Annotated in this window: 17 protein-coding genes and 1 pseudogene; 11 read left to right on the top strand and 7 right to left on the bottom strand. The window is 57.9% G+C overall.

What is annotated here, in order from left to right; genetic code table 11:
* The first annotated feature begins 214 nt into the window (after nucleotides 1-214).
* The 3 genes from KW849_RS03835 (at nucleotide 215) to KW849_RS03825 (ending at nucleotide 2630) form a co-directional block, all read left to right on the top strand.
* Nucleotides 215-685 (top strand): hypothetical protein, encoded by a 471-nt coding sequence (locus tag KW849_RS03835; RefSeq protein ID WP_218427762.1) that lies wholly within the window; start codon nucleotides 215-217, stop codon nucleotides 683-685.
* A 395-nt stretch (nucleotides 686-1080) separates the two neighbouring features.
* Entirely contained in the window at nucleotides 1081-1974 is an 894-nt protein-coding gene (locus tag KW849_RS03830; protein WP_218427887.1) for a sensor histidine kinase, read from the top strand.
* Nucleotides 1971-2630, top strand: a complete 660-nt coding sequence (locus tag KW849_RS03825) for a response regulator transcription factor (RefSeq protein WP_218427760.1) — start codon at nucleotides 1971-1973, stop codon at nucleotides 2628-2630. The genes KW849_RS03830 and KW849_RS03825 overlap by 4 nt, the downstream gene beginning before the upstream one ends.
* Here KW849_RS03825 and KW849_RS31760 read toward each other — a convergent pair.
* Nucleotides 2614-2789: pseudogene (locus KW849_RS31760) on the bottom strand (lipid kinase YegS); the annotation flags it as partial. The gene KW849_RS03825 and the pseudogene KW849_RS31760 overlap by 17 nt on opposite strands.
* Before the next feature lie 131 nt (nucleotides 2790-2920).
* Here KW849_RS31760 and KW849_RS31235 point away from each other — a divergent pair.
* Entirely contained in the window at nucleotides 2921-3235 is a 315-nt protein-coding gene (locus tag KW849_RS31235; RefSeq protein ID WP_256357026.1) for a hypothetical protein, read from the top strand.
* 63 nt (nucleotides 3236-3298) lie between these two features.
* Here KW849_RS31235 and glp read toward each other — a convergent pair whose 3' ends face one another.
* Nucleotides 3299-4525, bottom strand: a complete 1227-nt coding sequence (gene glp, locus KW849_RS03815; RefSeq protein WP_218427758.1) for a gephyrin-like molybdotransferase Glp — start codon at nucleotides 4523-4525, stop codon at nucleotides 3299-3301.
* Nucleotides 4509-5048 (bottom strand): molybdenum cofactor biosynthesis protein B, encoded by a 540-nt coding sequence (gene moaB, locus KW849_RS03810; RefSeq protein ID WP_218427756.1) that lies wholly within the window; start codon nucleotides 5046-5048, stop codon nucleotides 4509-4511. Before moaB ends, glp begins: the two co-directional genes overlap by 17 nt.
* 81 nt (nucleotides 5049-5129) lie before the next feature.
* On the opposite strand from moaB, the gene mobA reads away from it, so the two are divergent.
* Together mobA and KW849_RS03800 are read left to right on the top strand one after the other, a co-directional pair.
* On the top strand, nucleotides 5130-5732 hold the full coding sequence (mobA, locus tag KW849_RS03805; protein WP_218427754.1) for a molybdenum cofactor guanylyltransferase MobA: 603 nt from the start codon (nucleotides 5130-5132) through the stop codon (nucleotides 5730-5732).
* 78 nt (nucleotides 5733-5810) lie between these two features.
* Nucleotides 5811-6032, top strand: coding sequence for a YgdI/YgdR family lipoprotein (locus KW849_RS03800; RefSeq protein WP_108219614.1), 222 nt, complete (start codon nucleotides 5811-5813; stop codon nucleotides 6030-6032).
* 84 nt (nucleotides 6033-6116) lie between these two features.
* Here the strand turns inward: KW849_RS03800 and KW849_RS03795 are convergent, their stop codons facing one another.
* The 4 genes from KW849_RS03795 to KW849_RS03780 all read right to left on the bottom strand — a co-directional run bounded on the left by KW849_RS03795 (nucleotide 6117) and on the right by KW849_RS03780 (nucleotide 9169).
* Nucleotides 6117-7007, bottom strand: coding sequence for a pseudouridine synthase (locus KW849_RS03795; protein ID WP_218427752.1), 891 nt, complete (start codon nucleotides 7005-7007; stop codon nucleotides 6117-6119).
* Nucleotides 7008-7129: 122 nt separating this feature from the next.
* The gene (locus KW849_RS03790) at nucleotides 7130-7447 is read right to left on the bottom strand and encodes a transcriptional regulator (RefSeq protein WP_218427749.1); all 318 of its coding nucleotides are present in this window, start codon (nucleotides 7445-7447) and stop codon (nucleotides 7130-7132) included.
* 171 nt (nucleotides 7448-7618) lie between these two features.
* Nucleotides 7619-7855: a glutaredoxin family protein gene (locus KW849_RS03785; protein WP_218427747.1), complete on the bottom strand. Its 237-nt coding sequence runs from the start codon at nucleotides 7853-7855 to the stop codon at nucleotides 7619-7621.
* A 105-nt stretch (nucleotides 7856-7960) separates the two neighbouring features.
* Nucleotides 7961-9169: an ammonium transporter gene (locus KW849_RS03780; protein ID WP_218427745.1), complete on the bottom strand. Its 1209-nt coding sequence runs from the start codon at nucleotides 9167-9169 to the stop codon at nucleotides 7961-7963.
* Nucleotides 9170-9497: 328 nt separating this feature from the next.
* Here KW849_RS03780 and KW849_RS03775 point away from each other — a divergent pair, with 328 nt between their 5' ends.
* The 5 genes from KW849_RS03775 to KW849_RS03755 all read left to right on the top strand — a co-directional run bounded on the left by KW849_RS03775 (nucleotide 9498) and on the right by KW849_RS03755 (nucleotide 12662).
* On the top strand, nucleotides 9498-9812 hold the full coding sequence (locus tag KW849_RS03775) for a YqjD family protein (protein WP_007983472.1): 315 nt from the start codon (nucleotides 9498-9500) through the stop codon (nucleotides 9810-9812).
* Nucleotide 9813: 1 nt separating this feature from the next.
* The gene (locus KW849_RS03770) at nucleotides 9814-10206 is read left to right on the top strand and encodes a phage holin family protein (protein WP_218427743.1); all 393 of its coding nucleotides are present in this window, start codon (nucleotides 9814-9816) and stop codon (nucleotides 10204-10206) included.
* On the top strand, nucleotides 10203-10547 hold the full coding sequence (locus KW849_RS03765; protein ID WP_108219620.1) for a hypothetical protein: 345 nt from the start codon (nucleotides 10203-10205) through the stop codon (nucleotides 10545-10547). Before KW849_RS03770 ends, KW849_RS03765 begins: the two co-directional genes overlap by 4 nt.
* A 216-nt stretch (nucleotides 10548-10763) precedes the next feature.
* Nucleotides 10764-12092 (top strand): deoxyguanosinetriphosphate triphosphohydrolase, encoded by a 1329-nt coding sequence (locus KW849_RS03760; RefSeq protein ID WP_108219621.1) that lies wholly within the window; start codon nucleotides 10764-10766, stop codon nucleotides 12090-12092.
* A 177-nt stretch (nucleotides 12093-12269) separates the two neighbouring features.
* Nucleotides 12270-12662: a response regulator gene (locus KW849_RS03755; protein ID WP_108219622.1), complete on the top strand. Its 393-nt coding sequence runs from the start codon at nucleotides 12270-12272 to the stop codon at nucleotides 12660-12662.
* Nucleotides 12663-12876: the final 214 nt, after the last annotated feature.

Below are 12876 nucleotides of genomic sequence, written 5' to 3'. Positions count from 1 at the left end.
AGCCATTAATGTGACGCCATTCTCATTGCATGAACGGAGTCAGGCTTGTGTGTGCGATCGCAAGTAAGTGGCCAACCACCCTCCCGTGTTCCCCGGCCTGCCTGCGAGCCAGCCGCAGTTCGTTCACCCGACGACTCGACAATGCCGGGGCCCCGACCGCCCTCGTCGACACACTCGATATCCCCTCATTTGACATGACGTTGTGGAGATAAGTATGCCGAACGACCGTAAAGAGTGGGCCCGGCGGCTCCCGGAATTCCTCGTCGAGGCTGAAACACTCCTGGCTAAAACCGAGGAATGCCTGAGTCATCTGCAGCTGATCAGCAATGACAAGGACGCCATCGACTGCCTGCTCAGCACACTACTCAAGCTGGCCAACAAGGCCGATGCCCTGGCGTTGGCGACCGTGTCTGAATTCTCCCTGCATATTCATGGCCTGCTGAACCACGCACAGAACACCATGAGCCTGCACGACGAGGCACTGGGCGCCCTGAAAGACTGCCTGACCCTGATTGCCTGGCAACTCGAACTCATCGACCAGACCACCGGACAGCTCAGTCTCGACGACAGCGAACAGGCCACCCTGATCGAAGCCTTTGCCTTTCAGGTCGGGCAAAGCCGGTTTCAACCACCGGTCAACTCCAGGCCGTTCACCCTCGTGTCCTATTCGCAGCGACAGGCCTGAACTTGCCGAACCATGCCCCATGGCGTGTTTCGGTTATCAATACCGCGCTGTAACTTGAGTGCGCACGTGTCGCAATTGATTTTCTCATCGCTATAAACGACCTCATTTAACAAACACATCAACCAACTTGTTCCTTTATGGAACCATCGCCGAACGACTGGACTCCTGACTTTTCGGACATATATGCGGACGCGACCAACGGTATCTTAAGTGCTACTATGCCGCCTGTTAGTTGACGCCAATTAGTGGCAGTGTGGTTGCAGCCGGACGGTTTGGGGCTGATTTCTCCAAAAAAGTACACCCCGTTGAAGTCGACGCTCCAGATTAAAAAACAGGGGCCTGTCAGTCAGCATGACCGGTCTGCCCGCAGCGAACATCCATTGGCTCCATCCGCTATGCACGCCAGCCTCAAGTCAATCGCCACGTGGCCACCTTCTCGAGAAAGTGCACGCACATTCACGCTGTTGTTATGCGCCTGCTCGACGCTCGGCAGTCTTTTGGCCTATGGCTTGTCCATCCCGTTGCCCCTGTCATTGCTGGTGCTCAACGTTGCGGCGCTGACCAGTGCGGCCGTGCAGTACTGCCTCTCGCGCAAATCCATCAAATTCCAGCCCCAGGAACTGGCCGACCGGCTGTTGCAGGTTCAGGAAAACGAGCGTCACCGGCTGAGCCGGGAACTGCATGACGACATCGGTCAATTGCTGACCGCCGCAAAACTGCAAAGTGACTGGCTCAAACGCCGAATGCCCGAAGAACTCCAGGAGCAATGCTCGGTCCTCTGCGACACGCTGGAAGAAACCCTGACCAAAGTTCGTGACGTATCCGCCATTCTCAATCCCCGGCAGTTGACCAGCCTCGGGCTGGAGGCCAGTCTGCGCGCGCACCTGCTCAAGACCCTGACCAACACCTCGGTGCACTGGAGCCTGGAATGCCAGCAGCGCCTGACCGGCATACCGGAGGAAATGGCCGTGGCGGCTTTCCGTATCACTCAGGAAGCGGTCACCAACATCCTGCGACATGCCCAGGCCAAGAACCTGGTGGTATGCCTGCAGCGCCTGCCACAAGGCCTGAAGTTGCAAATCAGCGATGACGGTCAGGGCTTCGCGCCTGCAACCGACCCCGGTCGTGAAGGGCAACGCGGTATGGCCGGGATGTCGGAACGGATCGATCAACTGGGCGGCACGCTGACCGTGACCAGCGAGCCGGGCAAAGGCACCCAGATCGAAGCTCTTTTTCCCTGGGCGCCCCGTGCGCTCGAACGGGCCAGTTCGAATAAGGTTATGCATTGACTTGTAATTTACTACTGGTGGATGACCACTCGCTGATCAGGGCTGGCGTGCGCGCTCTGGTAATGGATCTGCCGGGCTATGCCGTCATCGGTGAGGCCAGTGACGGCTCGCAGTTGCTGGAAATGGTCGGGCAGCTGTCGCCGGATATTGTCCTGCTGGATATTTCGATGCGCCAGACCGGCGGCCTCGAAGCCTTGCAGCAACTCAAGCGGGTGCGCCCGCAGAGCAAGGTCCTGATCCTCTCGATGCACACCGACCCGGCCCTGATCATGCAGGCGCTGGAATCCGGAGCCCATGGCTACCTGCTCAAGGACACCACGGCGACCGAACTCGAGCACGCGCTGGAGGCCTTGCGCAACAACGAGCGCTATCTGAGCCCGGCCATTGCCCACACGGTGATCACCCAGGCGCTGACCCGAAACCAGAAGCACCCACCCGAACCTGCCGGCTCGCACAACCTGACGGCACGTCAGCTGGAAATCCTGCGGTTGATCGTTCGCGGAAAATCCACTCGAGAGATCGCAAATGGCCTGGGGCTGAGCGTCAAGACCGTAGAAACCCACCGTTCGCAGATCATGAAGCGTCTGCAGATCTACGACGTGGCCGGCCTGGTGCTGTTTGCCGTGCGCGAACAAATCATCAGCCTTGACGACTAGTTCGTACCAGCGGCGAATCCTCAGGCAGATGCACGAGTAACGCCGCCGGGCGAACCGAGAAACGCAAGTTGTCCCCTTCCAGGGCAGGCGCGCACGAATAAACATGCTGTCGACGCCAGAAGCCCCCCCGTTAAAAGTCGCAAGAAAACGAATGACTTCCAGTCGGACAGTCTTGATCCCCCCCACACGGCAGGATTTTTCTTACAAAACGTGAGGAATCGGCTCAATTGACCGGAAACCTGAATTGGTAGACTTTTGGGGGCTAGAGCAGGACACCACAAGGACGTGCCATGCAAAGCCAAAACCTCGGATCACCGGCCATTTCGGTCTTGCCGCTCACAGATAATAAAAATGCAGGCCTTCGAGCTGAATACCGCAACAGAACAAAAGCCACGGGAGAAGTTGATATGGAACCTCGCGTCACCGAGCTGGAAACACACCTCAAGAGCTTACGCAGGGACATGGACGAAGTCCTGGATGACGTCAAATCCATCAAGCACAGGCTTGCCTATTCCGCCTGCGGAACAGCCGTGATCCTCGGCCTCCTTGGCTGGATCGCCAACAGCCGTTTCGAGCAGGTTATTTCATTGCTTCTGGCGCATTGAGTGGCCTTCAGCACAAAACCCGGTTCAATCAACCGGGTTTTGTGTGACCAGCCGCTGAAACTATCAGCTCAGAACTTCACTCAGCGGAATGAAGAAAACGCTATCGCCCTGAACCAGCGTGCGACCTTCCAGTACTTCTACCAATCCATCAGCCCAGGCGGCGCTACGCAGTACGCCAGAACTCTGGTTTTTGTAGATCGTCGCCCTGCCGTTTTCCAGCCGTGCGCGCAAATACTCACGCCGATTACCGGGTTTGAGCCAGTCAAACCCGGCCGGCACCTGCACCTTCAGCGGCTCGACTTCTTTTACACCCTGACGGCGCAGGAGATAGGGCCTGGTCAACAATGCAAAAGTCACGAGGGTCGATGCCGGATTGCCCGGCAAGCCAATCACCGGCACACCGCGAAAATGTCCGAAGGTCAGCGGTTTACCGGGCTTGATGGCAAGTTTCCACAGCGTCAATTCGCCCTCTTCGCGCAAGGCGATACCCAGAAAATCGGCTTCCCCTACCGATACGCCACCGGTCGAGAGGATCAGGTCGACATCCTTCAACTCACCCAATCGGGAACGAGTGGTTTGCAGATTGTCAGGAAGAATGCCCGCGTCGACGACCTCACACCCCAAACGCTGCAACCAGCTGCACAACAACACCCGGTTGCTGTTGTAGATCTGTCCCGGCCCCAACGTCTGCCCGGGCTCAATCAATTCGTCGCCGGTGGACAGCACAGCCACTCGCACCTTGCGAACCACCTCCAGTTCAGCGCGCCCCAATGAGGCAGCCAATCCTTGCTCGATCGGCCCCAACCGCGTACCTGCCGGCAGAATCAGCTCGCCGACGGTGGTTTCCTGGCCTTGCGGACGGATGTTCTGACCTTGGGTCAAGGTTTCAGTGAAACGTACTCGCTCATCCGCCTGAACCTCGACATTTTCCTGCATCTCGACGCAATCGGCACCGGCGGGAACAGGCGCCCCGGTGAAAATGCGCGCACAGGTTCCTGGCTGCAACGGATCGGGGGCCTGGCCGGCAAACACCTTCTGACTGACCACCAACGGCTCTCCCGTCCAGTCAGCCATGCGCAAGGCAAAACCATCCATGGCACTGTTGGGCCAGGGTGGCAGATCAAGGGTCGACACCAGGTCTTCAGCCAGTACACGCCCCTGTACCTGTGCCAACGGCAAGCGTTCGCGCTCGACAATCCTTGAGGCCTCGGCCATTTCCAGCAAGCGTGCCAACGCCAGCTCGACGGGCATCAGGCTGCCAGTCTTGCCAGGCTTACCCACGGGATTCACAAGGCGCTGCCTGTTTCAAGTGAGGCACGAAATTGCACGGGCGATGCCGCGAATCCAGCTGCTCGGCCAGTATGCCGTCCCAACCGGTGCGCACGGCATTGGTCGAGCCCGGCAAGCAGCAAACCAACGTGCCGTTGGCCAGACCGGCCAACGTCCGGGACTGAACGGTCGAGGTGCCGATATCGGCAACCGAGATCTGGCGAAACAGCTCACCAAATCCATCAACCTGTTTGTCCAGCAGGCAACTGACGGCTTCCGGCGTGCTATCACGCCCGGTAAAACCGGTTCCGCCGGTGATCAGCACAACCTGCACGACATCATCGGCAATCCAGTTGGCGACTTGCGCGCGAATTTTGTACAGGTCATCTTTGAGCAACACCCGGGCTGCCAGGTTATGACCGGCAGCGGTCAAGCGGTCGACAAAGAGCTGGCCTGAGGTGTCGGTTTCCAGTGTGCGGGTATCGCTGACAGTCAGCACTGCAATGTTCAGCGGTGCGAAAGGTACATCAGCCTTGGCTTTCATAGGCTCGTCCAGTTGTAGGAGAAACAGCCCGGTGTTATATCACAGCGCTCGGTTTTTTCGCCGCTCCCATGGAGACCTGCCATGACCTCGAATTCACAATTGCCACCCTGCTCCATTCTGCTCCTGGCGGGCGGGCGCGGCCAACGTATGGGCGGGCGGGATAAAGGATTGCTGGACTGGCACGGCGAACCGCTGATTGCACACTTGCATCGCAAGACCCGTCCACTGACCGATGACCTGATCATCTCCTGCAATCGCAACCTTGAAAAGTACGAGCCCTACGCCGACCAGTTGGTCCACGATGATGAAGGTGACTTCCCCGGGCCGCTGGCCGGTATTCGCGCAGGCCTGAAAGCGGCTCGTCATACCCATCTGCTGGTCCTGCCCTGCGACGTTCCCGGCATTGATGCGGCGCTGATCGGCAATATGCGCGAGGCCGCCAACCTGCATCCGGACAAGCCGCTGATGGTGCGGCATGATGGCCACTGGGAACCGTTGTTGTGTGTGATTCCTGTGCTACACAGGGCAGCATTTGAAAACGCCTGGAACGAAGGTGAGCGCAGCCCTGGCCGGTTGATGCGCAAGCTCGGTGCGACCGCACTGCAATGCCCCGACAAGGACCCTCGGCTGGCCAACCTCAACACGCCGGAACTGTTAAGCGGTCATAACACTGTGTCAGACTGAGATTAATCAGGAACTTGCGCGAACGGTGCACGTCTCAAGTTCAGTAACCAAAGATTTCTTTTTCGGAGATACACACTCATGACTCAACGGACCCTCGCCACTTTCATGCTCGCACTCGGTCTCGCCACCCTCGCCGGTTGCGCATCACCTACGGTGATCACCTTGAATGACGGTCGCGAAATCCAGGCCGTCGACACGCCAGATTTCGACAAGGATTCCGGTTTCTACGAATTCGAACAGCTCGACGGCAAACAGACCCGTATCAACAAAGACCAGGTTCGTACCGTTAAGGAGCTGTAATCCTGGCACCGCCGGATACAGAAAAGCCCGCTTGATGCGGGCTTTTTCATGCCTGAAGAACAATGCTTCAGGGTAGCTTTGTGATCACCATTGCAGGGTGATTTCACTCTCGAACTCTCGCGCCCGGCCTGTGACCGGATCGATAAATTTCAGCCCCTGAGCTAGCAGTTTCAAAGGATTGGCGTAGTCATCCTGCGCATCCTTGAGCACCTCGGGGTAAAACGGGTCGTTGCAGATACCGGCTCCCAACGCTGCCATATGTACCCGCAGCTGATGTTTCTTGCCCGTCACCGGGTAAAGACCGTAACGCCAGAGATCCCCCTGTTTCTCCCTGACGTCCACCGCAGTCTCGGTGTTGCTCGCCCCGAGCCCCTCCTGCATACGGAAGAACGGTTCGCCATCGACCAGCCGGCTTTTATGCACCAGCGGGAAAGCAAGCTCAGGCAACGCCGCTGCGATGGCCTCGTAACGCTTTTCGATCTGCCGGGTTGGAAACAACGACTGATAAGCCGAACGACTCTGAGGATTGGCGGAAAACAGTACCAGCCCTGCGGTATGCCGGTCGATGCGATGCAATGGCACCAGATGCGGATTGTCCAGGCGACGGATCAAGCGCCTGAGCAGCGTCTGTTCGACGTATTCGCCAGCCGGCGTCACGGGCAGAAAGTGCGGTTTGTCGGCCACCACCAGATGCTCGTCCGCGTACAGGATCGACTCGATCACCGGGATCGGCTTTTCATCCGGCACTTCGCGAAAATAATGAATCCGCAAACCTTCCTTGTAGGCCAGATCGAGGGCTATCGGCATGCCCTGCCCATCGAGGACCCGGCCACGGGCGATTCTGTCCAGCCATTGTTCACGACCGATGGCGCTGAAATGCTCGCACAGGCAATCGACAACGGTGTGCCACGGGCCGGGTGGCAGGTAGAGCGTACTGGCCTGACTGTGTGCCGCGGAAAAAGAAGAAGTGGACATACGAAAGCTCTAACCCTCAGTGCAGATTGGCATTATCCAACAGCAAGGGGAATGAACCTAGGGGGCGTTATCAATTAGTGTTCCCGTGAAAACTAATCGGGAACGCCCCTGGAGGAGATTCCTCAAGCCGGGATCTGCGTGCGCGCCGCCGCTTCGGTGTACTCCTTGAGCCAGCGCAGTACATCGACCGCTTCCCAGCGAGCGGGGTCATACAGGGCGTACAACAATCCCTGATAACCCACGACATCGAGTTGCCGGTGATAACCCGCGCGTTGAAACAAGGCTTCGATTTCTGCGAAACAGGTATTGAAATGAATTTTGTTGAAGGGTGTTTTCCCTTCGGTCACCAGACCATCCAGACGCAACTCAAGGACGGCCTCGCGCACGACGTCTGCGGACATCCGGTTCACGCTGCTCTTCAACTGTTCGACATTGACCACGATGCATCCCTCTCACGCCCGGGCTTGCCGGCTCACTCCCGAAAATCAGGAACGGCAAGGCAGGGCCGCGAATAACTGTATGAGCATACAGTATCCGATCAACACCGATTAAGCCAAGGGGATCAATCGCAAAGTTCGACAGGCGGGACATGCCAACAGCGCAAAAACCGCTTAACGCAGGAATTTCACCACCTGATCGGCACTGAACGGCCAGCCCAGTTCAGCGCCGGTATCGACTCGTCGCAGCACTGGAATTCGCAGGCTGTAAGCGGCGAACCACACTTCATCGTCGGCGATATCCACCAGTTCCACCAGCAGGCCGCGCTCGACGAACTCCATCAACATGGCTTCGGCTACTTCACAGAGATGGCATCCAAGGGTGCCGAACAGCTGACATTCGGGAAGCATGAGCGCTCAACCAGATAATGAATTGACCATTCTAGGCCTGCCCCGAAAAACCGTCGAGCCATTGAGCTCCCTGCCCTGATGCCACAGACGATGAAAAGACCTGAATCAGTCCTGGCTCACGGCACCGATCTTGTGGATCGACAGGTCCGCGCCGTAATACTCCTCTTCCTGACTCAGGCGCAATCCATGCAACGCCTTGATCACGCCATACACGGCAAACCCGCCGGCCAGGGCCACAGTGACGCCCAGTGCAGTACCGATCAACTGGCTGATCAAACTGACCCCACCCAGCCCGCCCAAGGCGCTCTGACCGAAAATGCCGCAGGCAATGCCGCCCCACACGCCGCACAAGCCATGCAACGGCCACACACCCAATACATCGTCGATGCGCCATTTGCCTTGGGCCGCGGTAAAGCACCAGACAAACAGGGCCCCCGCGATGGCACCGGTGACCAGCGCCCCCACAGGATGCATCAGGTCGGAACCGGCACAGATTGCCACGAGGCCCGCCAACGGACCGTTATGCAGAAAGCCGGGGTCGTTGCGCCCGACAATCAACGCCGCCACCGTACCGCCCACCATGGCCATCAGCGAGTTCACCGCCACCAGTCCGCTGACACCTTGCAGGGTTTGCGCGCTCATGACGTTGAAGCCGAACCAGCCAACGATCAGGATCCACGAGCCCAACGCCAGAAACGGAATGCTCGATGGCGCGAACGCAACCAGGCGACCTTCGCGATAGCGGCCATTACGTGGCCCGAGCAACAGCACCGCCGCCAGTGCCAGCCAACCGCCCATGGCATGCACCACCACGGAGCCTGCGAAATCATGGAAACCGGCGCCGAAGCGCTCCAGCAACCTGGCTTGCAAACCCAGGTTGCCATTCCAGACCATGCCTTCGAAGAACGGATAGATGAACGCGACAATCAACGCGGTTGCACACAATTGCGGGGCAAACCGGGCGCGCTCGGCGATCCCGCCGGAAATGATCGCCGGGATCGCCGCCGCAAAGGTCAGCAGGAAGAAAAACTTCACCAGTCCATAGCCATGGTCGGCATTGAGCACGGCCGCTGGCTGCATGAATGTCACGCCATAGGAAATCCAATAGCCTATAAAGAAGTAGGCCAGTGTCGAAACGGCGAAGTCACTGAGGATTTTCGACAACGCATTGACCTGGTTTTTCTGTCGCACGGTTCCGACTTCGAGAAAGGCAAAACCGGCGTGCATGGCCAGAACCATGACCGCACCGATCAGAATGAACAGCGTGTTGGAGCTATGGACCAGGGTGTCCACAGCGCTTTGCAGGTTTTCCATGGGATGGGCAGACCTTATGGCAGAAAAAAGCACCAAAGCAGTTCGCGATGACTGTCCGTGCACCAAGTTGCGGCTTCCAAGCATCAGCGTACTGATCTCGTTGAACCACTTTGGCGCACGGACGCCCTCCAGGAAAAACGCGCCCCGGACGTTTACGCGAGTTTTTGATTGTTGGTCCTACGGTTTTACTGAAATCATGCCCGGCCATAGCGCAATGGTGCCGACCGGCGCACCACGACAAAGCAAAAGTTGTACCAGTCATTTGTACTGAACCTTCGCCGAAGGCTCATACTCGAACGCATCAGAAAGCCACTTAAGGAGATCCACCATGGCCCGCACCCAGGCAAAGACCGCCCAAGAAATCCTGATGAACGATTTTCAGACACTGGTCAGTGACACCGAACGGTTGCTGGAGCACACCGCGACCCTGGCCGGCGATCAGGCCGACGAATTGCGCGAGCAGATTCACGACAGTCTCTTGCGTGCCCGTGAAACCCTGAAACTGACCGAAGACTCCCTGCGCGAACGCGGCAAGGCAGCTGTCACCGCCACTGAAGACTATGTCCAGGCCAACCCTTGGCAATCCGTCGGGATCGCGGCCGGCGTGGGGTTCCTGATCGGCCTGCTGGCCAGCCGGCGCTGATATGTCGATCGGTGAATCCGGCCCGTCTGTAGCGGGTACCAGCAGCTCCTCATCGCGGCGCCTGGGCGCGGCCTTCCTTGGGTTGCTGCACAGCCATGTCGAACTGTTCGGCATCGAATTGCAGGAACAAAAAGCCCGCACCGTCAGCCTGTTGCTGTTTGCCGGCCTGGCACTGGTGTTTGCATTGCTGCTGTTGGTGGGGTTGTCGACGCTGGTGCTTATCGTGTTCTGGGACACCTATCGCCTGACCGCCATCATCGGGCTCTGTGTGTTCTACACCCTCGCCGCCATATTCTGTGCAATGCGTTTGAGAGCAGCGATTTTCGATGAATCCTCGCCCTTCCACGGCACACTGCAAGAGCTGGCCAACGATCGGGAGCGCCTGCTGCCATGAGCCTGCCTGAATTGCCACACAACAGCTCTCGCACGGAAATGCGCAAGGCCCTGATCCGCTTGCGCATGGAAATGCATCGTCAGGAAATCCGCCACGAATCCGCGCAACTGCTACAACCTTTGCAGCGGGTGCGCGGGATCACACAAAACCTGCAGGACGGTTTTGGTATCAAGCACGCGCCACTCTGGGGCGTGGCCGCCGTCACCTTGCTGGGCTTTCTGAGCGGCAAGGGTGCAAAAAACGGTGGCGGCCTCAGCAGCCTGACCCGGTTGGTCCGGCTCGGTGCCACACTGGCGCCGCTGATCAAGCTGATCACGCAGGGCTCTTCGCGCAAAGACTGACCAGTTTTTTCTGGCTGTATTCTTGCCATGCCGACGGGATGCGCCCCTCTATCGAGGGGTGCAATCCTGTGTGCCTATCCGGTCAACAGGCACCCTCCAAAAAAAGATCTTACAAGGAGGCCTCGATATCGACGCCGCCGAGTTGTAGTTCCGCTTGCAGGTCATGGCGCGAAACGGGAAGCTAGGCCATCAGTCACCTGACGGAGAGACCCCGCCTTGGATTGGCACACTCTGCTTACCCGCGAACGCCTCGGAAAGCCTCTGCACAGCCCTGAAGAACTCGGCCGCAGCCCTTTTCACAAAGACCACGACCGCATCATTTTCTCGGGGGCTTTCCGCCGCCTCGGGCGCAAGACCCAGGTCCATCCGGTGTCCAGCAATGATCACATTCATACGCGCCTGACCCACTCGCTGGAAGTCAGTTGCGTGGGTCGTTCACTGGGCATGCGGGTCGGCGAAACCATCCGCAATGCCCTGCCCGACTGGTGCGAACCCAGCGACCTGGGAATGGTGGTGCAGTCGGCTTGCCTGGCACACGACATCGGCAACCCGCCGTTCGGCCATTCCGGTGAAGACGCGATCCGGCACTGGTTCCAGCAAGCCGCCGGCCGTGGCTGGCTGGATGCAATGAGTGAAGCCGAGCGCAATGACTTCCTGAATTTCGAAGGCAATGCCCAGGGCTTTCGGGTACTCACTCAACTGGAGTATCACCAGTTCGACGGCGGCACCCGACTGACCTATGCAACGCTGGGCACGTACCTGAAGTATCCATGGACGGCCAGGCACGCCGACTCGCTGGGCTACAAGAAACACAAGTTCGGCTGTTATCAGAGCGAGCTGCCGCTACTCGAGCAGATCGCCCATAAACTCGGCCTGCCACAACTGGAGGAGCAACGTTGGGCGCGACATCCTCTGGTGTACCTGATGGAGGCTGCCGACGACATCTGCTATGCACTGATCGACCTGGAAGACGGCCTGGAAATGGAGTTGCTGGAATACGCCGAAGTCGAATCCCTGCTGCTGGGCCTGGTGGGCGATGACTTGCCGGAGACCTATCGCCAGCTCGGCCCCGGCGATTCGCGCCGACGCAAACTGGCGATACTGCGCGGTAAAGCCATCGAGCACTTGACCAATGCCGCGGCCCGGGCGTTTGTCGAGCAACAGGATGCGCTGTTGGCCGGTACGCTTTGCGGCGACCTGGTGGAACACATGCACGGTCCCGCCAAGCGTTGCGTGCTGAATGCCAAGGACATGGCCCGCAAGAAAATCTTCCAGGACAAACGCAAGACTCTGCACGAGATCGGTGCCTACACCACACTGGAAATCCTGCTCAACGCCTTTTGCGGCGCAGCGCTGGAGCAACACAACGGACGTACGCCGTCGTTCAAGAGCCGTCGTATCCTTGATCTGCTGGGCAACAATGCACCCGACCCTCACGGCCCATTGCACACTTCGTTTTTGCGCATGATTGATTTCATCGCCGGCATGACCGACAGCTATGCCAGTGACATGGCCTTGGAAATGACCGGACGCGCCAGCCACTGAGGTCTATCGATTGATCAGCCATTACGGCATTCGTAATGGCTGATCCCCCCTTCAAACTCCAACAGCACTCAAGTTTCGTCGAATCGCCCTACAGCACCTGTCGAGCAAACTGATCGCTTGTCCGGCACTCTCGCGAAACAATCGCCCTCCCTTCTGTTCGACAGATGAAGTGCGCCCATGGCCGAAGACGATCTACGCATCCTCGTGGTGGAAGACCATCCCTTCCAACTAATAGCCACTCAGTACTTGCTGGAAAGTTATGGTTTCACCCGACTGACTACCTCCGATAGCGCCAAAAGCGCCATGCAGCAAATGCTCGGGGCCGACCAACCGTTCGACATTCTTTTATGCGATCAATGCCTGCCCGATCTGACGGGACTCGATCTGGTCCGGTTCGCCAGCCAGCGAGGGCTGATCAGACAGGCGATCATTCTGAGTAGCCTGACAACGTCTGAATTGGATGAGCTTGTAAAAACGGCCACTGATTACGGGCTGCCATTATTGGGATACTTGATAAAACCGCTGAAACAATCTGAATTTAGAGACTTGTTGACCTCAGCACCACTATAGAAAAAAGAGACATATAAAAGCCGGAAAACATACAGCGTAAAACTTACAGACAACTTCCTTCCAAAGTGCACCAAAGCGCTGGACTTTCTTAGCCTTCCTAATAAGAAACCTAGTTGATACGTAGTCCCATTCCTTTTAATCTGTAGGATTTCTCCTATATTGCTGCTACAGCTCGGTCAGTTCATGCGGCCCTTCAAGTATCTGAGCTAAGGTG

It is taken from the genome of Pseudomonas sp. PDM26 (assembly GCF_019219185.1).
In the GTDB taxonomy this organism is placed as follows: Bacteria; Pseudomonadota; Gammaproteobacteria; order Pseudomonadales; family Pseudomonadaceae; genus Aquipseudomonas.
This window is presented reverse-complemented; position numbering and strand designations above follow the sequence as displayed.